Genomic DNA, 20,376 nt, shown 5'->3' on the forward strand with positions numbered 1-20,376 from the left:
ATGACGAAAAATCCTCAAAAACCACTCAAGCCGGCGGCCCATCCCCTGGATGACCTGATCCGCACCGAGCGGATCCCCCACATCTGGTGCCCGGGCTGCGGCATCGGTACGGTCTTCTCCTCAACCCTGAAGGCCATCAAGGGAACCGGGATTCCCTATGACCGCTTTACCATGGTCTCCGGGATCGGCTGTTCCGCCCGGGGCGCCGGTTATGTCAAGCTGGACTCCTTCCATACCACCCATGGCCGGGCCATCCCCTTTGCCAGCGGCATCAAGATGGCCAACCCGGATCTGAACGTGATCGTCTTCTCCGGGGACGGCGACCTCTTTGCCATCGGCGGCAACCACTTCATCCATGCTGCCCGGCGCAACATGGACCTCACCGTCGTCTGTGTCAACAACCTGACCTACGGGATGACCGGGGGCCAGGTGGCGGCCACCACCCCCAACCGCGCCAAGACCACCACCACCCCCTTCGGCAACCCGGACGCGCCCTTCAACCTTCCCCTGATGGCCTCTGCCTCTGGGGCCAGCTATGTGGCCCGCTGGACCATCCTCCATACCCGGGACCTGACCGACTCGATCAACGAGGCCATGGCCAAGAAGGGCTTCTCCTTTATCGAGGTGCTCTCCCCCTGCCCCATCAACTATGGCCGCCGCAACAAGGAAAAGCCCCTGGATACCCTGAAGCTCTACCAGGAGAGAACCATCATTAAAAACGGCGCCGATCCGGCCCGGGCGGATATCGACTTTGACCGGGGCGTGATCCTGGGAAAATTTGTCGATATTGACCGTCAGACCTGCGACTCGATGTACAATAGTGTCTGCCGTCCCTGCTCCGACGACTGAGCCCCTCACTCTCTCAACTTTGCCGAAACAAGCCTATGCCCACCCTTGAAAACGACCACCCGACCCAGACCGAAATCATTGTCACCGGCTTTGGCGGCCAGGGCATCATCCTGGCCGGCAAGATCCTGGGTATGTCCGCCTCCCTGGGGGACCATAAAGAAAGCACCCTGGTCCAGGCCTATGGCCCTGAATCCCGGGGTGGGGCCTGCAATGCCCAGGTGATCATCGCCGATCGTCCCATTCACTACCCCTACGTCCAGACCCCAATAATCCTGATCGCCATGTCCCAGGCCGGTTACGACAAGTTCTCCGGCCAGGTCCGGAAGGACGGCACCCTCCTGATTGACCAGGACCTGGTCCCCATCAGCGAAGCCCCCTGCCCCTTTTACGGGATCCCGGCCACCCGGATGGCGGAAAAGCTCGGCAACAAGATGATGGCCAACATCATCATGCTCGGCTTCACCACCGCCATCACCCAGGTGGTCTCCATCCCGGCGGCCAAGAAGACCATCAGCCAATCCGTTCCCAAGGGCACGGAGGAACGCAACATCCAAGCATTCAGCAAAGGGTATGACTACGGCCTCTCCACCCTCAAAGGGCAGGAGCGACGGGCCGCAGGTCAGCCGGGAGCCATCGCACAATGACACGACAGAAAGAACGGCTGCAGCGGGTTATCGTCATCGGCGCCACCCCCGAGGGGATAGCCGCCACCAACAAACTGGGAGAACTGGGCGTGCCGGTCACCCTGATCGAGGCAGAGACGGATATCGATCATAAGCTCTCGACCGAGGGCTACCGCCTGGACTCAGGGCTGAGCTTCAACGCCGCCCACCGGCCGGGCCTGATCCGAATCATGCGCAACCAGGCCATCCGCACCATCCTGCCGGCCTCCATCCGCTCCATCAAGCACAGCCCCCAGGGCTTCAGTGTCCGGGTCAGGCAGGAGCAGACCTTTATTGATCCGGAGCGATGCACCCTCTGCGGCAAATGTGTGGCTAACTGCCCGGTGATCACCACCGAGGGCTGCCGGCCCATCAGCTTCCATGCCAGGACCAGCCTGCCCGGACGCCCCTTTATCGACAAACGCCAACAGCCGCTCTGCCAGGCCGGCTGTCCCCTGGGGGTCAATGCCCAGGGCTATGTGGCCCTGGCTGCCCAGGGAAAATTCCAGGAGGCCCTGGCCCTGATCCGCCGCCATAACGTGCTACCCGGGATCTGCGGCAGGATCTGCACCCATCCCTGCGAGGAGAGCTGTCGCCGGGGAGAGCTGGATGAGCCGGTCTCCATCCGGGCCATCAAACGCTTCCTGGCCGACTACGCCCTGGAGCACGACCTGGAACCCACACCTCCGGCCAGGCCCGACTCAAGCCAGGAGGAGGAGATCGCTGTCATCGGCTCCGGTCCGGCCGGGATCGCTGCCGCCGCCGAGCTGGCCGGCCAGGGTTACCCGGTGTCCGTCTTTGAAAAGGCCCCCCAGGCCGGTGGTCTGCTCCGCTACGGCATCGGCGACCACCGACTGCCGGCAGAGGTCCTGGATCGCGAGCTGGCGGCCATCGAAGAGCTGGGCGTCACCTTTCACACCGGCCGGGATGTTGAGCTGACCACAGAGCTTGAGCCCCTGCAGCAGCGCTACCAGGCCGTGATCATCGCCAGCGGCTCCTGGCAGGACCGCGCCCTGGGCGTGGAGGGCGAGGAGCTCGAGGGCGTGGAGGGCTGCCTGGCCTTCCTGGCCCGTTGCCGGCACCAGAGCCCGGAGGGGGAGCTGACAGCGGCCGCTGAGGTCCGCGGCCGGGAGGTTGCGGTCATCGGTGACGGAAATGCCGCCTTTGACCTGGCCCGGATCCTGATCCGACTGGGCGCCCGGGTCAGCCTGATCTCCTGGTTCAAGCAGGAGCAGATCCCGGCAGACCAGGAAGAGATCCGTGAGGCCCTGGAAGAGGGACTCACCATCATCGACCAGACCCAGGTGATCGCCTTCAACGGCCAAGAGGGGCGCCTGGGCACCCTCCAATGCCGGACCACCATCCCAGGCACAGTCGATGCCTCGGGAGTGGCCTGGCCGGTCATCGACCAGGAGCAACCGGCCTTTCACCTCAGCTTTGACCAGGCCCTGGTGGCCATCGGCCAGGTGGGCGGTTTTGCCCGGGATGGAGCCCCCCAGGGATGCCGGGTCACGGAGCAGGGCCTTATCGCCACCGATGAGCAGCAGCGCGCCGCCGACAGCGGCATCTACGCCGCCGGCGATGCCGTCTCCGGCCCCAGTTCGGTGGTCCATGCCATGGCCTCGGGAAAACAGGCCGCAGCAGCGGTACACGCCGACCTGCGGGCTGAGCAGCTGAACACAACCGCATCCCGGCCGGCAGAGCGCCCCTTTGACCCCATCCCCACCGAGATCCCCTGCCGGAAACGGCCGGAGATGGCAGAGCTGCAGCCGGCGAAACGGAGGAACAACTTCCAGGAGGTGGCCCTGGGACTGACCCAGGAGCAGGCCCAGGCCGAGGCAGGCCGCTGCCTCCAGTGCGGCAGCTGCTCGGAGTGCCTGGAGTGCATCGCATCCTGCGGGGCCCTCGGGGCCATCGATCATCTCCAGCAGCCCCAGGAGGTGATCGAACAGGGCGGGGTGCTCATTGTCGCCGATCCAACCATGTCCACCACGGTCAAGGGAGAGGATGTGATCAGGGCCTATGGGCCCAAGGCCGCCCGCACCGCCAGCAGCGACATGATCGTCCGCGGCTATGCCGCCGCAGCCAGGGCCATGGTCCTGCTCGGCGACGGCGCCCGTAAACACCTCAAGGGCCATGGCCTGGCCTTTTCCGCACCCGATGCCGGCCTGGCCAGCGAGATCCGGATCGGGGTCTTTGTCTGCCGCTGTAACGACTCCCTGGGCTGGCTCGAGGGCATGGACCGCTACCTGGAGCAGCAACAGGCTGCAGATCCCGCCATCGTCCATGTGGAGACCCTGGTCTCGGCCTGTGTGAGCGAGGGAACCGATGCCATCATCCGGGCCACCCGGGAAAAGGGATTGACCAGGATCGTCCTGGGTTCCTGTGTCTGCTGTCCCCTCAACTTCGTCTGCAGCTCCTGCACCGACCAGCGCAGCCGCCTCAAGGACCGTCTCTTCCACGGCACCGGCATCAGCCGCTCCATGGTGGAGACCTGCAACCTCAGGGGCGAGATCCTTCGCCTGATTCCGGCCAATCCGGCCCTGGCCCAGGAACGCTTCCAGGGCCTGCTGCACCGCTCCATCGAACGGACCAAGATCCTCCAGCCTCTGCCGGCGGTGGACCGCAACTACAACTTCACCGCTGCCGTGATCGGCAACTCCCAGGCCACCGTCAACAGTGCGCTCCACCTGGCAGAGACCGGCCATGACGTCTTCCACCTCGATACCAGCGAGCAGCCCCTGGATGCCCAGCTCTCCCACCACAACATCCACAGCCTTACCGGCTGGGAGGTCCAGGCCCTGAGCGGCACCATCGGCGATTTCCGGATCCTGGTCCAACGCGACCAGGAGCAGCAGGTGCTCCGGGCCGGCACCGTGATCCTGGGGGAAAAGGTCCGGCGCCGCCTGCCCTACACCCATCAGGAAGGGTTGCCCAACTGCTGCATAGAACCCATGCAGCAGCAGAAGGGTAAACCCAATGTCCCCTTTGCCGCCCCCTGCGCCACCTCGGTACCTGGACTCTTTCTGGCCGAGCCCTCGGGGATCAATGTCTCCAAGCTGAAGAAGGGTGCGGCAGCTGCGGTGATGGCGGCAGCGGCCCTGCCGCGCGGACCCAGACAGTCCAAGGGCTTCACCGTGGTCATCGATCAGAAGAAGTGCCGGGGCTGCGGCCGCTGCACCACGGTCTGCCCCTATCACGCGGTCAGCTTTCGCCAGAACCAGATCGATGGCTGGCAGGCCACGGTGGACGAGGCCATCTGCAAGGGCTGCGGCAACTGCATCTCGGTCTGCCCCACCGGCGCGGCAGACAGCCCCTATCGCAACCGAGAGTACCTGGAACAGGCGCTTGAGGAATTACTCAGCAACAGTGGTGTCCATGAATAGACCAATGAAGCATTCTAGCCAAACCAAGATCATCCTCTTTCTCTGCAACTGGGGAGCCCATGCCGCCTACCAGACCCTCCAGGACGAGCTCCGTGCCATCCCGGACCAGGTACACATGATCCGAATCCCCTGCACCGGCCGAATCGACCGGGCCCTGCTGCTCAAGGCCTTTGCCATGGGAGCGGACGGGGTGGCCCTGGTGGGCTGCGACCCCGGCACCTGCCGTTACGGTGCAGGCACGACCGCGGCCCAGCGCAACACCACCGATACCGGCAAGATCCTCGAGCTGCTGGGCCTGGGTAAGGAGCGGGTACGCTTTGCCACGGTGCTGCCCGAGGAGAGTGAGCAGCTGCTGGCATTCCTCCACTCCTTTCTCGACGATCTGGTCCGCCTGGGCCCCAGCACCATCCAGCAGCAGCCTGCCGTCGCTGAGCTGGAGTTGGCAGTCGACTCGGACCAGCGCCTGCAGCAGATCATTGCAGCCCATGACATCCACGCCTGTCAGGATTGCGGCAAGTGCTCCTCGGCCTGCCCCCTTGCCCTGATCGGCAAGCCCTTCTCTGCCCGGGGCATTGCCACGGCGGTGATCAACGGCGAGCTCCACCAGGAGTCGGTCAGGGAAAATGTCTGGTCCTGCCTGACCTGCGGCCTCTGTTACGAGCGCTGCCCCTCGGCCGTCAACTTCCCGGCCTTTATCCAAGAGCTGCGCCACCTCTACCGCCAGAAACAGAGCCAGGGCGACGAGAGCCACGGCGGTTTCCTCCACTCGCTGATGCGCTCCATGGCCTCGGCCGAGCTCAAGCCCAAACGGTGGCAGAACCTGCCTGAAAAGCTCCGGATCGACCAGGAGAGCACCACCCTCTTCTACGGTGGCTGCGCCCCCTACTATGATATCTTTTTCGGTAAGCACCTGGATGTGCAGACCGAAAAGATCCTCTTTGACGCCATCGGCCTGCTCAACTTCTTTGACGTCTTTCCCAGGCTGCTGGACGATGAACGCTGCTGTGGCCACGATCTGCTCTGCGCAGGCGACAAGGACCACTTCCAAAAGATCGCAGCCCTCAACGGGGAACGGCTCAACAACCTCGGCATCACCACCATGATCACCTCCTGCCCGGAGTGCTACCAGACCTTTAAGAGCACCTATCCGGCCCAGGGGATCGAACTGAACTTTGAGGTGGTCCACCTCTATGACTTCTTAGAACAGGAGATCGATCGCTCAGCGGTCCGCTTCACCCCCCTGGATCGCCGACTCACCTTCCAGGACTCCTGCCGACTGGCACGCCTGGAAAATCGGGCCGAGCTGCCCCGTCAACTGCTCAACCGACTGCAGCCCGCCTCCTACGAGGAGATGCAGGATTCAGGCAGGGCCGCCATCTGCTGCGGCAACTCGGGCTGGATCGGTTGCGACACCTACAGCAAAGCCATGCAGGTCAAACGGCTGGAACAGGTCCGCGCCACCAAGGCCGACCTGCTGATCACGGCCTGCCCCAAATGCCAGATCCACCTCAAGTGCGCCATGGAAGACCCCTTCCGCCTGGACACCCCCTCGGTGGAGATGCTGGACCTGACCAGCGTCATTGCCCAGACCATTAGCTGGAAATAACCATATCAGCGGAGATACCCATGTCAAACCATACCCAACCACCGCAGCCTGCCGAGGGTGAACCTACACCCCGCATCGGCGTCTATGTCTGCCACTGTGGTCTCAATATCGCCCAAACCGTCAACTGTCCCCAGGTGGCGGACAAGGCCGCCCAGGCCGATGATGTGGTCCTGTCCACGGATATCACCTATGCCTGTTCCGAACCAGGACAGCAGCAGATCAAGCAGGACATCATCGACCGGCAACTGGACCGGGTGGTGATAGCCTCCTGCTCTCCCCGCCTCCACGAGCCCACCTTCAAGCAGATGGCCCAGGATGCCGGGATCAACCCCTATATGGTGGAGATGGCCAACCTGCGCGAACAGTGCTCCTGGGTGCATATGAACGACCAGGACCAGGCCACGGCCAAGGCAGAGACCCTGGTTGAGATGGCGGTCTCCCGGGTACGCCACCTCCAGCCCCTGCACGAAGACACCCTGCCCCTGACCAAGCGGACCCTGGTGATCGGCGGCGGTATTGCCGGCATCCAGGCCGCCCTGGATCTGGCCGACAGCGGCTACGAGGTCACCCTGGTGGAAAAGGAGCCCTCCATCGGCGGGATGATGGCCAGGCTGGACAAGACCTTTCCCACCATGGACTGCTCGATTTGAATACTCGGTCCTAAGATGACGGATGCCGGTCGGCATCCACGCATAAAGTTGTTGACCTTGAGCGAGGTCAAAGATGTCAGAGGCTATGTTGGTAACTTTGAGGTTACCATCATCAAACGAGCAAAATATGTCGATGAGACCGAATGTACAGCCTGCGGCGACTGCGCTGCGGCCTGCCCGGTGGTGCGTCCCGACGAGTTCAACATGGGACTCTCCTCACGCAAGGCCATCTACAGCGCCTTTCCCCAGGCCGTGCCCTCATCCTACCAGATCAACATCAAGGAATGCCTGGGTCACAACCCGGCTGTCTGCTCCAAGTGTGTGGACGTCTGCGAGAAGAAGTGCATCAACTTCCACATGTCGGATGAGGAGATCGTCGAAGAGGTGGGTTCCATCATCGTGGCCACCGGCCTGACGCCCTACGACCCCACCGAGTTGGACGAGTATGGCTACAGCCGCCACGAGAATGTCCTGACCAGTCTGGAGTTTGAGCGGCTGGTCAATGCCGGCGGCCCCTCCAAGGGGAAGCTGATCCGGCCCACGGACCGCAGGCGGCCCAAATCGGTGGGCTTCATCCAGTGTGTGGGCTCCAGATCACGGCGCAAGGGCAAGGAGTACTGCTCCAACATCTGCTGCATGAACACCATCAAGTCCACCCTGGTGCTCAAGGAGCATTATCCGGACATGGAGGTCAAGGTCTTCTACATCGATATCCGGGCCTTTGGTAAGGGCTTTGAAGAGCTCTATACCCGCAGCCGGCGACTGGGGGTCAAGTTCATCCGCGGCCTGCCGGGATCTGCCACAGAAACCGCAGACAGGTCCCTGCGGGTGGCGGTGGAGAACGGGGCCAGCAACTCCCTGGAGTTCCATGAGCTGGACATGCTGGTCCTGGCCCAGGGGGTGCAGCCGGCGCCCAGTACCCAGCGGCTGCAGGAGATCATGGGCTTGCAGCTCACCCCGGACGGCTTCTACCTGGAGGCCCATCCCAAACTCCAACCCGTGGATGCGGCCACCCGGGGCGTCTTCTATGCCGGCTGCGCCGAAGGGCCCAAGGACATCAAGGAGAGCGTCACCCAGGCCTCGGCCGCGGCTGTGCGGGCCATCCGGCTGATGCACAGGGGCGAGATCACCACCGAGCCCATCACCGCCGAGGTCATCGCCGAAAACTGTACCTCCTGCGGGATCTGCGCCAAGGTCTGCCCCTACAACGCCATCAGCGTTGAGGTCAAGAAGCGGCAGCCGGCGGTGGTCAACCAGGCGGCCTGCGCCGGCTGCGGTACCTGTGCCGCGGAATGTCGCACAGATGCCATCTCCATGAACCACTTCACGGATCAGCAGCTCGTCGGCCAGGTGGATGCCATGCTGAACCAGGCGCCGGACAGCAAGATCCTGGTCTTTGCCTGTAACTGGTGCTCCTATGCCGGGGCCGACTATGCCGGGGTCTCCCGGCTGCAGTACCCCGCCAATGTCCACCTGATCCGGGTGATGTGCTCCGGTCGGGTCGATGAGAAGTTTATCTGGGAAGGCTTCCGCCAGGGCGCACCGGTGGTGCTGGTCAGCGGCTGCCATATCGGCGACTGCCACTACATCGACGCCAACCACTGGACCGAGAAACGGGTCAACCGGCTCCACAAGAAGATGGCCAAGCTGGGGATCCGCCCGGAGCGGCTCCAGCTGGAATGGATCAGTGCGGCAGAGGGAATCCGCTTTGCCGAGAAGATGCGCCAGATGGAGGCCCTGCGCAGGAGTGTCTCGGCCGAGGAGATCGCCGAGACCAGCGAACTGCTGGCCAATGCCAAAGTGCCGCTGATGGAGCGCTAGCACAGCTGCCCCTGGAACCGAGCAGGGGGCTCAGCCCTTGAAAAGATTGCCTCTGGGGGCAGATCAGGTATAGTGGAACCGGAGACAGGGGTGAGGGCAGAGGGATCGTTGTCGCTCACCCCTTCAGCTGTCCGGGCCTTCCGGCACAGCCATCGTCAACCCTTAGACCTCAAGATACCCGATGATCGAGCAGACACTCCTGGACATCCTGGCCTGCCCCCAATGCAAGGGCCCGGTACAACTCAGCGACGATCAGGCCGGCCTGATCTGCCGCAGCTGCAGCCTCCTCTACCCCGTCAAGGATGATATCCCCATCATGCTGATCGACGAGGCGATCTCCCTGGACCCGGATACCTCGGATCAATAAAAAAAAGCCCGCAGCCGACCGAAACTGACGGTCGGCTGCAGGCCTCTTCATCTTATCTTCTCAGGGGCAGCCCGCTGTCAGGGAGCTGCCCCTGTTTTTTCCGGCCGCTACTGCGGAGCGATCCCCAGCTCCTTTTCCTTGGCAGCGATCTCCAGCCGGGTCTTGACCACGGTGTCGGAGACCAAACTGATCGAGTCGATGCCCTGCTCCACCAGGAAGGTGGCAAAGTCGGGAAAATCCGAGGGCCCCTGGCCGCAGATGCCGATCTTCCTGCCCCGCCTCTTGGCGGTGGCAATCACCATCTTGATCATGTCCTTGACCGCCTGGTTGCGCTCATCATAGATATGGGAGACCAGATCCGAATCCCGATCCAGCCCCAGGGTAAGCTGGGTCAGGTCGTTGGAGCCGATGGAGAAGCCGTCAAAGACATCGGCAAAGGCATCGGCGGAGATCACGTTGGAGGGAATCTCGCACATCACATAGACCTCCAGTCCGTTTTCCCCCTGGACCAGGCCGAACTCCCGCATCACCTCAATGACCCGCCTTCCCTCCTCAGGGGTGCGGCAGAAGGGAACCATCAGCTTGATGTTGCTCAGGCCCATCTCGTTTCTGGCCTTTAACAGGGCCTTGCACTCCAGCTCAAAGGCGACCTTGTAGCGGTCATCGTAGTATCTGGAGGCCCCGCGCCAGCCGATCATGGGGTTGGACTCCTCCGGCTCATAGAGGAAGCCGCCGATCAGGTTGGCATACTCGTTGGACTTGAAATCAGAGAGGCGGACGATCACGTCCCTGGGATAAAAGCCGGCCGCGATCCGGCCGACCCCCTCTGCCAGCTTGTCGATGAAGTACTGGCGCTTATCATCGGGATAGGCCGAGGTCTTGTAGTTGATGTCCTCGACGATATCGGCGATCTCCTCGTCCTCACGGGCCTCTTCGGCCAGCTCCTCATAGTTGTAGAGGGCCAGGGGGTGGATGCCGATGTGGGAGTTGATGATAAACTCTTCCCTGGCCAGGCCCACCCCGTCATTGGGGATCTGGCCTTCGACAAAGGCCTTTTCCGGCAGCCCCACGTTCATCATGATCTTGGTGGTGGTCTCCGGGATGTTATCCAGATCCAGGGTGACGATCTCAAAGTCCAGCAGCCCCTCATAGATATAGCCGCTCTCACCCTCGGCACAGGAGGCGGTGACCTCCTGGCCGGGCTGGATCATCTCGGTACCGTTCTCGCTGCCGATCACACAGGGGATCCCCAGTTCCCTGGAGATGATGGCGGCATGGCAGGTCCGGCCGCCCCGGTTGGTGACGATGGCCGAGGCGATCTTCATGATCGGTTCCCAGTCAGGATCGGTCATGTCGGTGACCAGGACCTCTCCGGCCTTGAAATCATGCATCTGACTAACATCATGCAGGATCCTGGCAGGGCCCCTGCCGATCTTGGCGCCCACGGCCTGGCCCTGGGCCAGGACCCTGCCCTTCTCCTTGAGCAGGTAGGTCTCCATCACCTTGGTACTGGCCTGGGAATGCACGGTCTCGGGCCGGGCCTGGACGATGAAGAGCTCACCGCTGCCCACGCCGCCGTCGCCGTCCTTGGCCCATTCGATGTCCATGGGACGACCATAGTGATCTTCGATGATGCAGGCCCAGCGGGCCAACTGAAGGATCTCCTCGTCGCTGAGCACATAGCTCCCCTGCTCGGCCGGGCTGGTATCCACATTGATGACCGACTCCTCGCCGTCAGGATCGGGGTTATAGATCATCTTGATCTCTTTGGACCCCACCCGCCTGCCGACGATGGGCCGCTTGCCCTGCTTCAAGGTGGGCTTGAAGACATAGTACTCATCCGGGTTGACCGCTCCCTGGACCACATTCTCTCCCAAGCCCCAGGCAGCGGTGAGAAAGACCGCATCCTGGAACCCGGATTCGGTATCGATGGAGAAGATCACCCCTGAAGAGGCGGAATCCGAACGGACCATCTTCTGGACCACGATGGAGAGATAGACGTCAAACTGGCTGAAATCCTTATCATGGCGGTAGGAGATCGCCCTGTTGGTAAAGAGCGAGGCAAAGCAACGCTTACAGGCATCGATCAGGGCCTCGGGGCCCCGGATATTGAGGTAGGTGTCCTGCTGGCCGGCAAAGGAGGCATCGGGCAGGTCCTCGGCAGTGGCCGAGGAACGCACCGCCACATCCACCCCTTCACCGTACTCATCCTCCATCTTGCGGTAGGCCGCGATGATGGCCTCACGCAGGTCAAGGGGAAACTTGGCCGTGCGGATGATCTCCCGCACCTTGGCCCCCCGCTCCTGGAGATTATGGAGATCATGGGTATCCAGCCCCTCCAGCGCCTCCTCAATGGCCGCCTCCACCCCTGCTTCCTTTAAGAGATACTGATAGGCGTAGGCGGTGATCGCATAGCCGTTGGGCACGCTCACGCCCTGGCTGTCAAGTTTCTGGTACATCTCGCCAAGCGAGGCATTCTTGCCTCCAACCATCGGTACATCGTCAATGGTGATCTGATCAAACCAGAGGATCAGTTCCTTGTCATGTACGCTAGCCATTTACTTTCTCCTTCACGATTCTTCTCCTTGCCAGAACCGGCAGGACCACATCCACACCGCTCCGGCTTCAATCTATTCAAGTGCAGCAGAGCCGGGCCGGCAAAACGCCGGCCAACAGAACATGCACAGATAATTTTGCAGCAAGCCCCCTTGCCCAGCTCAGACGGGATCAGGCCCTCTCAGCGAAAGCACTGGCCGCAAGGGCTGTGAGCACGGATATTGCCATTCTCCCGACGAAGGGCTATACTTCTCTCCCGATAGCATAAACAAAATGAAAAGACCCGGTTTATCTGAAGACCAGCTCTCTAAATTCCATGAGGTGCCTCCATGACCGACTACCCAGCTGCTGCCCCCATCCTTAAACTATACCTTCACCCCGATGACCATGCTGCCAGCGACTATTTTTCAGCCCTGAAAGAGCTGGTCCGACAGCGTAATGCGGCCGATCCAGCTGAAGCCAGGAGCTGGCAGAACGCCATCGACGAAGTCTATGGGCAGATTCGCCGGGAGATCCTCACCAACACCAGCCCACCAGTCAACCAGGTCAGCTTCGGTACCTCGGGCTGGCGGGGCACCCTGGGCAAGGACCTCACCATCCACTCGGTGGCCACGGTCACCTGCGCCATCCTCCAGCTCTACCGTCAGGGGTCCGCTGACCCGGCCATGGCCGCGGCCCTGGGGGGACTTGATTTCAGCGCCATGCAGGAGCAGGGCTGCGTGATCGGCTTTGACAACCGTTTCGGCGGCGAGCTGCTGGCCCTGGCTGCGATCAACATCCTGGTGGCCAATGGGGTGCGGGTCTACTATGCCGGGGAATCGACCACCGGCGCTCTCTCGGCCTCGGTCCTGATCCATAAGGCCGCCTTTTCCATCAACCTGACCCCCAGCCACAACCCCATGGAGTACGGCGGGGTCAAGTACAACGCCGCCGACGGCGGGCCGGCAGCGCCCATCCTCACCGACACCATCACCCGGATGAGCCGCAGCTATCTCCAGGGGGAGGCCAACCCCTTCATGCTCTCCCAGGATCGCCTCCAGACCCCCCTGGAGCAGTTGAAGGGAGTGGTCAGGGAAGACGTCCTGGCGAGCTGGCAAGAGCTGGTCCGAACCAACCGATCGAGCCATGGACTGGACTACGATCAGATCACCGCAGCCTGCGCCGCCCGCGAAGAGCTGGTGGTCTGTGTGGATGCCGTCCATGGTGCCTCCAGAGACTACCTGAGCCGCCTGTTGGCTGAGCCACCCAAGGCGCGGCTCATTCTCCTCCGCAACACCCCGGATCCCACCTTTGGCGGCATTGCCCCGGAACCTTCTTCCGCCAACATCCAGCCCACCATGGCTGCCCTTCGGGCCGCTGCCGCCCCTCTGAAAATCGGGGCCATCATCGACCCGGATGGTGACCGGATCCGCTTCACCGACGGCAGGGTGGAGATCTCCATGAACCAGTTCGGGGCCATGGCCTACCACTTCCTCCACGAGGTCAAGGGCAAGAGGGGAATGGTGGCCAAGACCGTGGCCTCCAGCAACCTGGCCAATGCCCTTGCCAAGGATCTGGGAGAAGAGGTCTTTGAACCCAAGGTGGGCTTTAAGGAATTCAAGCCGGTGATGGGCAAGGCCCTGGTCTACTTCGAGGAGTCGGACGGGATCTCCATCATCGGCCATACCCCGGAAAAAGACGCCTTCATCGGCCTGCTCCTGGCCCTGGATATGGTGCTGACCCTGAACATCTCCCTGGGGGCGTACCTGGAGCAGATCGAGCAAGAGTATGGCCACTTTTATCCGGATCGCGACGGCATCGTGGTCAGCGTCCAGGGTGAGGAGTTGAGCAAGGCCCTCCAGCAGCTGGAACGCTACCAGCCGGGACAACAGATCGCGGTGGGTGATCAGGCCAAGACCATTGAGGAGGTGATCGCCATCGATGGCCGCAAGATCATCTTTAGCGACGGCTCCTGGCTGATGATCCGGCCCTCGGGAACCGAGCCCAAGGTTCGCTTCTACGTGGAGGCCAGGACCCCTGAGGAAACTGCGCTTCTGGTGAAAAGTGCACATTCCATGCTTGCCGAATGCGGTCTCCTGCCATACAGTTAAGACCAATCTTGAGAGCAACAGGGAAAACCGAGGGGGACAAGCGCAGGGAGCATGGCAGCCCGCCCGCCCCAGCCAACACCTTTTCCTTAGCCATAACAACTACCTAGAGACAATCAACATGTGGGAATATACGGATAAAGTCCAGGAGCATTTTATACACCCAAAAAATGTCGGCGAAGTGGAAAACCCCGACGGCGTTGGCAATGTGGGCTCCCTGGCCTGTGGAGATGCCCTGAAACTGACCATCAAGGTCGACGAAAAGGACATCATCACCGATGCCAAGTTCAAGACCTTTGGCTGTGCCTCTGCCATTGCCAGCTCATCGGTGCTCACCGAGATGCTCAAGGGCATGCCCCTGGCAGAGGCCAAAAATATCACCAACGATGACATCGCCGAGGCCCTGGGTGGACTGCCCAAGGAAAAGATGCACTGTTCGGTCATGGGCCGGGAGGCCCTGGAGGCCGCCATCGCCGATTTTACCGGGGCTATCCTGCCCATGGCCCAGGGCGAGGTGGTCTGTGAGTGCTTTGGAGTGACCGACCTGGAGGTTATCCGGGCGGTGGAGGAAAACAGCCTCCGCTCGGTGGAGGAGATCACCAACTTCACCAAGGCCGGCGGCGGCTGCGGCAAGTGTGAAGAACGCTTACGGGAGATCCTGGTCAAGACCGTGGAAGATCTTCCGGAGAAGGCCCAGTCCCCGCCAAAGGAAAAACGGATGACCACCCTGCAGAAGATCAAGAAGATAGAGCAGGTGCTGGAACGGGAAATCAAACCCACCCTGAAGAAGGACGGGGGTTCCATCGAACTCATCGATGTGGACGGTGACTTTGTGACGGTATCCCTGCGCGGGGCCTGCTCCGGCTGCCACTCCTCCCAAACCACCCTGAAAGAGTATGTCGAGAAGAAGTTGCGGGAACAGGTCCTTGAGACCCTGATCGTTGAGGAGGAGAAATAATGCAGTGCCACAGTGACCAGGTCGTCTACATGGACAACAACGCCACCACCCGGATTGCGCCAGAGGTGGTGGAGGCGATGATGCCCTTTCTCACCGACTGTTACGGCAACCCTTCCTCCATGCACACCTTCGGCGGCCAGGTGGGCCAGGCCGTGGAGCAGGCCCGGGAGTCCATTGCCCGTCTCATCGGTGCCCGGGCCGAGGAGATCGTCTTCACCAGCTGCGGCACCGAGAGTGACTCCACCGCCATCCTCTCGGCCCTGCAGACCTTTCCGGAAAAACGACACATCGTCACCACCCGGGTGGAGCATCCTGCGGTCAAGAGCCTCTGCGAGAACCTGGACAACCTCACCGGCCACAAGCACCGAATCACCTGGCTGAGCGTCGACGCGGACGGCACCCTGGACCTGGAGAGCTACCGCCAGGCGCTCAGCGACGAGACCGCCATTGTCAGCGTGATGTGGGCCAACAACGAGACCGGGGTCCTCTTCCCGGTGGAAGAGATGGCCCGGATCGCCAAGGAACGGGGCGTGCTCTTCCACACCGATGCGGTCCAGGCCGTGGGCAAGGTCCCCATCAACCTGGGGGCAACAGATATCGATTTCCTCTCCCTTTCCGGCCATAAACTCCATGCCCCCAAGGGAGTCGGGGTCCTCTATGTGGCCAAAGGCACCCCCTTTATCCCCTTTATCAACGGTGGCCATCAGGAACACGGACGTCGGGGCGGCACCGAAAACGTTGCCTCCATCGTTGGCCTGGGTAAGGCCTGTGAACTGGCCGGTGCCAACATGGAAGAGGAGAACACCAGGGTCCGGGCGCTCAGGGACAAACTGGAGGCAGGGCTGCTCGGCTCGGTTCCCAAATCGCTGCTCAACGGCCATGCCCAGGATCGGCTGCCCAACACCGCCAACATCAGCTTTGAATACGTGGAAGGTGAGGCCATTCTCCTCCACATGAACCAGCACCAGATCTGTGCCTCCTCGGGCTCGGCCTGTACCTCGGGTTCCCTGGAGCCTTCCCATGTGCTCCGGGCCATGGGCGTACCCTTTACCGCCGCCCACGGCTCCATCCGCTTCAGCCTCTCCACCTATAACAGCGAAGAGGAGATCGACTTTGTCCTGGAGAAGATGCCGGCCATCATTGCCAAGCTCAGGACCATGTCACCCTTCTGGGAAGAAAACGAGTAGCTCCCCTCCCGGAAAACTCCACCCCGGCCCAGGATGCCGGGGTGGATCCCACCAACCCCAACAGCAATGGGCCGCCTACGCCATGAAAATCACTGACCCCTCCTACACCATCCTCCACGAGCTTGATCGGCAGAGCCTGCCGGTGCGCATAGAGTACAGCGGCCGCATCTGCTACAAGAGCGAAGATCGTATCGACAAGGACTCCGCCATCCCCTTTGTCCGCAGGATGTCGGAGTATGGCCATAACTCGGTTTTGGAGATGGGGGTAGCCACCTTCCGAGTCAAAGGGACGAGCCAAAAACAGCAGGACGAGCTCTTTCGCTGTCTCCCCAGGTACCTCCAGATCGACCAGGAAACGGAGCAGAGCCTGCTGATCACTGGCTCTATCCGAGCCTTTCGTGAGTTGGCCCAGACTGCAGCCGACACCCCTGTCATCCAGGCCGTCATCGCCTTCCTGGCCAGCCGTCACCCCTACTTTTTCGAGACCATCGCCCTCCCCGAGCCATCCGGGGCAGCGGCATCCCTGAGCGTTGACAAGCTGAACCTTGCAGCCGTGGACCAGCTGAGCGAGCCTCTGCTCAGCCGCCACCGCTACCTGGGCGTCCGCTTCGTGGTCAACCGGGCGGTCAGCCACGAGTTGGTCCGCCACCGGCCCTGCGCCTTTCTCCAGGAGAGCCAGCGCTACTGCCGTTACTCTGCCGACAAGTTCGGCAACGAGGTCACCTTTGTCAAACCCCTCTTCTTCAGCGAGGGGAGTACGGAAATGAGCCAGTGGCAGCAGGCCATGGAACAGAGCGAGCAGATCTATCTCCAACTGCTGGAGACCACAACCCCCCAGGCCGCACGTACGGTCCTGCCCAACTCCTGCAAGACCGAGATCATCGTCTACACCAACTTGCAGGAATGGCGCCACATCCTGGCCCTGCGCACTCCGAAGAATGCAGACCCTTCCATGCGGGAGGTGATGATCCCGCTCCAGGAGGAGCTGGAGCAGACCTTTCCCGCCGTCTTCAGCTGAAGTGACCGGTCGGGGTCAGATCCCCACCGTCGCCGCCTGGCCCCAGGGAAGACACAATAGTTCAGGGAGAACGATTCCCTTTTTGACCATATTCCTAAAATAGAGTAGTATGGTGCAGTATCTATAGTCGTTTAGAACCATTAGCAGCAACTAGCCAGCAACTTCAGCCACCCGGGTTTCTCAAGACACCATGGCCGCACCATCAAAGTCCAATCAGCAGACTGCGCAGAAGGCTTCCATGAAACGGACGGTCAAGGACCAGTCCGGCGCAGGTAAGCTGAAGATTGGGGAACTCCTGAGCAAGGCCGGCTATATCACCGCCGCCCAATTCGACCAGGCCAAGGCTACCCAGAAGAAGACCGGAGAACGGCTGGGCCGGATTCTGCTGGAGAGCGGCGTCATAGAACGTGACACCATCGCCAACTTTCTGAGTCGGAACTTTAACTACACGATGGTGAACATCGAGGATGAGCCGCCCAGCCAGGAGGCCATCGACCTCATCCCCTACGAGACCGCCAAGAAGTACCTGGCCTTTCCCCTGCGGGTGGCCGGCAATACCCTGCAGATCACCATGACCGAGCCCACCGATGCGGTGGAGGTGGAGGAGCTCCAGGATATTGCCCAGAAGGGCCTCAACGTCTGCGTCTCCACGGCCAAGGATATCATCGAGGCCTACAGGAAATATTATCAGATCGACGATGAGGAGTATCAGTCGTTTTTTCGCTATGATCAGGAAGAGGAAGCCGAGGAGGTCACCCAGGTCGAGGACTTCGGCGCCCTGGTTTCCGATGCTGCCGATGATTTTGAGATCGAGTCCGGCTCAGCCGACGATGACACCTTTGAGCAGTTTTCCGCCTCCGACGCCCCCATCATCAAGCTGGTCAACGGTATCCTGGTCAAGGCGGTCCAGGAGGGGGTCAGCGATATCCATATCGAGCCCTTTGAACGGACCATGCAGGTGCGCTACCGTAAGGACGGGGCCCTGTTTAAGTCCATGAACCTGCCCTTGACCATCAAGAACGCCATGGTGGCCAGGATCAAGATCCTTTCCGATCTCAACATCACCGAGCGCCGCGTTCCCCAGGACGGCCGGATCAAGATGCGCCTGGGCCGCAACCGGGCCGTCGATTTCCGGGTCTCCACCCTGCCCCTGCTCCATGGCGAAGGCATTGTCCTCCGTATCCTGGACAAGGGCTCCCTGAACGTGGACCTGACCAAGCTGGGATTCACCGCCGCCACCTTTGAATCGCTGAAACGCTGCTTGAGCCGCCCCCAGGGCCTGCTGCTGGTCACCGGTCCCACCGGCTCCGGCAAGACCGTTACCCTCTACTCGGCGCTCAACTCCCTGAACACCGAGGATATCAAGATCCTCACAGCCGAAGATCCGGTGGAGTTTAACTTCAAGGGCATCAACCAGGTCAACGTCAACGCCGAGGTAGGGATGACCTTTGCCGCCGCACTCAAGGCCTTTCTCCGTCAGGATCCTGATATTATCATGGTGGGTGAGATCCGTGACTATGACACCGCCGAGATTGCCATCAAGGCAGCCATGACCGGCCACCTGGTCTTCTCCACCCTCCATACCAACGACTCTCCTGCCACGGTCAGTCGAATGGTGGATATCGGTGTGCCGGCCTACATCCTGGCCTCATCCCTGACCATGGTCCTGTCCCAGCGCCTGGGCCGACGCCTCTGCAGCCACTGCAAGACCCCTGCGGAGTATGACCAGAAGAAACTGCTCAACGTGGGGTTCAAGGAGCACGAGCTTGAGGAGCTGCAGCTCTTCAGGGCCAAGGGCTGCAACGAGTGTAACGGCCTGGGCTACAAGGGCCGGGTGGGCTTCTTTGAGCTGATGGAAATTACCGACGAGGTGGCCAAGGCCATCCAGGCCGAGGTACCAGAGGAGCAACTGCGGAAGATCGCCATCCAGGAGGGCATGTACACCCTGCGCGAGGCAGCCCTGCAAAAGGCCCGGGAGGGGATCACCAGCCTGGAAGAGGTGCTCCGCCGTACCGTTGCCCACGAAGACAGCCTGCCGGCCTACCTGGTCAACCCGGATGTGGAAGAGTATGAAGACGGAGATGTGATTATCCAGGAGGCCAACAAGGATAAGGACTTCTTCAAGCTGGTCCGCGGCAAGGTGGGGGTCATGCGCGGCGGCAAGAAGATTGCCGAGATCACCGAGCCTGGTGAATATTTCGGCGAGATGGCCTCCATCCTGGATGAACCCCGCTCTGCCTCCATTATCTCTGCCGGCCGCTGTACCATTAAACGCTATCCAGGTGACAAGTTGAACGAACTGATCGAAAAGTATCCCGAGGTCTCCAAACACCTCTTCAAGACCCTGGTCGAACGGCTGCAAAAGACCGACCGGATCGTGGTCCAGTTGGCCAGCGGTGGCCGGAAACCCAGACCCCAGGCGGTGCGACGCGCATGAACAAGATCTCTGTCTACATCATTGCCTACAACGAGGCAGAAAAAATAGAGGCCGCCGTCAACTCGGTCCTCTGGGCCGATGAGATCGTCCTGGCCGACTCCTACAGTCAGGACCAGACCGCGGCAATCGCCGAGAACCTGGGAGCCCGGGTGGTCCAGATCCCCTTCCAGGGATTTGGCGACCTGCGCAACCGCGCCATGGAGGCCTGCTCCCACCCCTGGATCTTCTCGCTGGATTCCGATGAACGCTGTACCCCGGAGGTGCGGGACGAAATCCTGGCCAGCGTGGCCAATCCCCAGGCTGACGCCTACTATATCCCCAGGCGCAACTTCTTCATGGGCCGCTGGATCAAACACTCGGGCTTCTATCCCGATTACCGTCAACCCCAACTCTTTCGCCAGGGCAGCCTCCGCTTCAAGGACGACGACCCGGTGCACGAAGAGTACACCATCCTCTCCTCCCTGCCGGTGGGCTACTTCAACCATCCGCTCTGGCAGTTCCCCTATAAGAACCTTGAGGAGGTGGTCCATAAGGCCAACAAGTACTCGACCCTGGGTGCGCAGAAGCTCCAGAACCGAGGCCGCAGGGGCACCATGGCCACGGCCCTTGCTCGCGGCATCTGGTCCTTTCTCCACATGTACCTGCTCAAACGGGGTATCCTGGATGGCTGGCCCGGCTTCGTGATCGCCCTGGGAAACTTTGAAGGGACCTTCTACAAGTATGCCAAGCTCCACGAGCTCCAGGCCAACACCCCGCCGCCGGAATCCCCACCGCTCAGCAGATAGCGGTCTC

General features: G+C 61.5%; 13 protein-coding genes. 12 read left to right on the forward strand and 1 reads right to left on the reverse strand.

Annotated features, from left to right (window positions below; genetic code table 11):
* The 6 genes from G494_RS0101210 to G494_RS0101235 all read left to right on the forward strand — a co-directional run bounded on the left by G494_RS0101210 (position 1) and on the right by G494_RS0101235 (position 9,341).
* Positions 1–849 carry a 2-oxoacid:ferredoxin oxidoreductase subunit beta gene (locus tag G494_RS0101210; RefSeq protein ID WP_028583054.1) on the forward strand — a complete coding sequence of 283 codons (849 nt, stop codon included), beginning with the start codon at positions 1–3 and terminating at the stop codon, positions 847–849.
* Positions 850–884: 35 nt separating this feature from the next.
* The gene (locus G494_RS0101215) at positions 885–1,493 is read left to right on the forward strand and encodes a 2-oxoacid:acceptor oxidoreductase family protein (RefSeq protein WP_028583055.1); all 609 of its coding nucleotides are present in this window, start codon (positions 885–887) and stop codon (positions 1,491–1,493) included.
* The gene (locus tag G494_RS0101220; protein ID WP_028583056.1) at positions 1,490–4,897 is read left to right on the forward strand and encodes an FAD-dependent oxidoreductase; all 3,408 of its coding nucleotides are present in this window, start codon (positions 1,490–1,492) and stop codon (positions 4,895–4,897) included. Before G494_RS0101215 ends, G494_RS0101220 begins: the two co-directional genes overlap by 4 nt.
* 4 nt (positions 4,898–4,901) lie before the next feature.
* Entirely contained in the window at positions 4,902–6,503 is a 1,602-nt protein-coding gene (locus tag G494_RS0101225; RefSeq protein WP_167331668.1) for a hydrogenase iron-sulfur subunit, read from the forward strand.
* 20 nt (positions 6,504–6,523) lie between these two features.
* Positions 6,524–8,974, forward strand: coding sequence for a CoB-CoM heterodisulfide reductase HdrA2 (hdrA2, locus tag G494_RS21355; RefSeq protein ID WP_084456254.1), 2,451 nt, complete (start codon positions 6,524–6,526; stop codon positions 8,972–8,974).
* A gap of 181 nt (positions 8,975–9,155) precedes the next feature.
* Entirely contained in the window at positions 9,156–9,341 is a 186-nt protein-coding gene (locus G494_RS0101235) for a Trm112 family protein (RefSeq protein WP_028583058.1), read from the forward strand.
* Positions 9,342–9,448: 107 nt separating this feature from the next.
* Here the strand turns inward: G494_RS0101235 and ppsA are convergent, their stop codons facing one another.
* Positions 9,449–11,899: a phosphoenolpyruvate synthase gene (ppsA, locus tag G494_RS0101240; protein ID WP_028583059.1), complete on the reverse strand. Its 2,451-nt coding sequence runs from the start codon at positions 11,897–11,899 to the stop codon at positions 9,449–9,451.
* A gap of 327 nt (positions 11,900–12,226) precedes the next feature.
* Between ppsA and G494_RS0101245 the strand changes: the two genes are divergently transcribed.
* The 6 genes from G494_RS0101245 (at position 12,227) to G494_RS0101270 (ending at position 20,369) form a co-directional block, all read left to right on the forward strand.
* Positions 12,227–13,987, forward strand: coding sequence for a phosphohexomutase domain-containing protein (locus G494_RS0101245; RefSeq protein WP_035245037.1), 1,761 nt, complete (start codon positions 12,227–12,229; stop codon positions 13,985–13,987).
* 118 nt (positions 13,988–14,105) lie between these two features.
* Entirely contained in the window at positions 14,106–14,942 is an 837-nt protein-coding gene (gene nifU / locus G494_RS0101250) for a Fe-S cluster assembly protein NifU (protein ID WP_028583061.1), read from the forward strand.
* Positions 14,942–16,129, forward strand: a complete 1,188-nt coding sequence (nifS, locus tag G494_RS0101255; RefSeq protein WP_035245039.1) for a cysteine desulfurase NifS — start codon at positions 14,942–14,944, stop codon at positions 16,127–16,129. Before nifU ends, nifS begins: the two co-directional genes overlap by 1 nt.
* 82 nt (positions 16,130–16,211) lie before the next feature.
* Positions 16,212–17,147, forward strand: coding sequence for an FAD-dependent thymidylate synthase (locus G494_RS25955; RefSeq protein WP_028583063.1), 936 nt, complete (start codon positions 16,212–16,214; stop codon positions 17,145–17,147).
* A gap of 238 nt (positions 17,148–17,385) precedes the next feature.
* A complete protein-coding gene (gene pilB / locus G494_RS0101265; protein WP_035245042.1) occupies positions 17,386–19,584 on the forward strand; it encodes a type IV-A pilus assembly ATPase PilB in 2,199 nt (732 codons plus the stop codon).
* The gene (locus G494_RS0101270) at positions 19,581–20,369 is read left to right on the forward strand and encodes a glycosyltransferase family 2 protein (protein ID WP_028583065.1); all 789 of its coding nucleotides are present in this window, start codon (positions 19,581–19,583) and stop codon (positions 20,367–20,369) included. Before pilB ends, G494_RS0101270 begins: the two co-directional genes overlap by 4 nt.
* Positions 20,370–20,376: the final 7 nt, after the last annotated feature.

The sequence above is a fragment of the Desulfogranum mediterraneum DSM 13871 genome, assembly GCF_000429965.1.
Classification (GTDB): Bacteria; Desulfobacterota; Desulfobulbia; order Desulfobulbales; family Desulfobulbaceae; genus Desulfogranum; species Desulfogranum mediterraneum.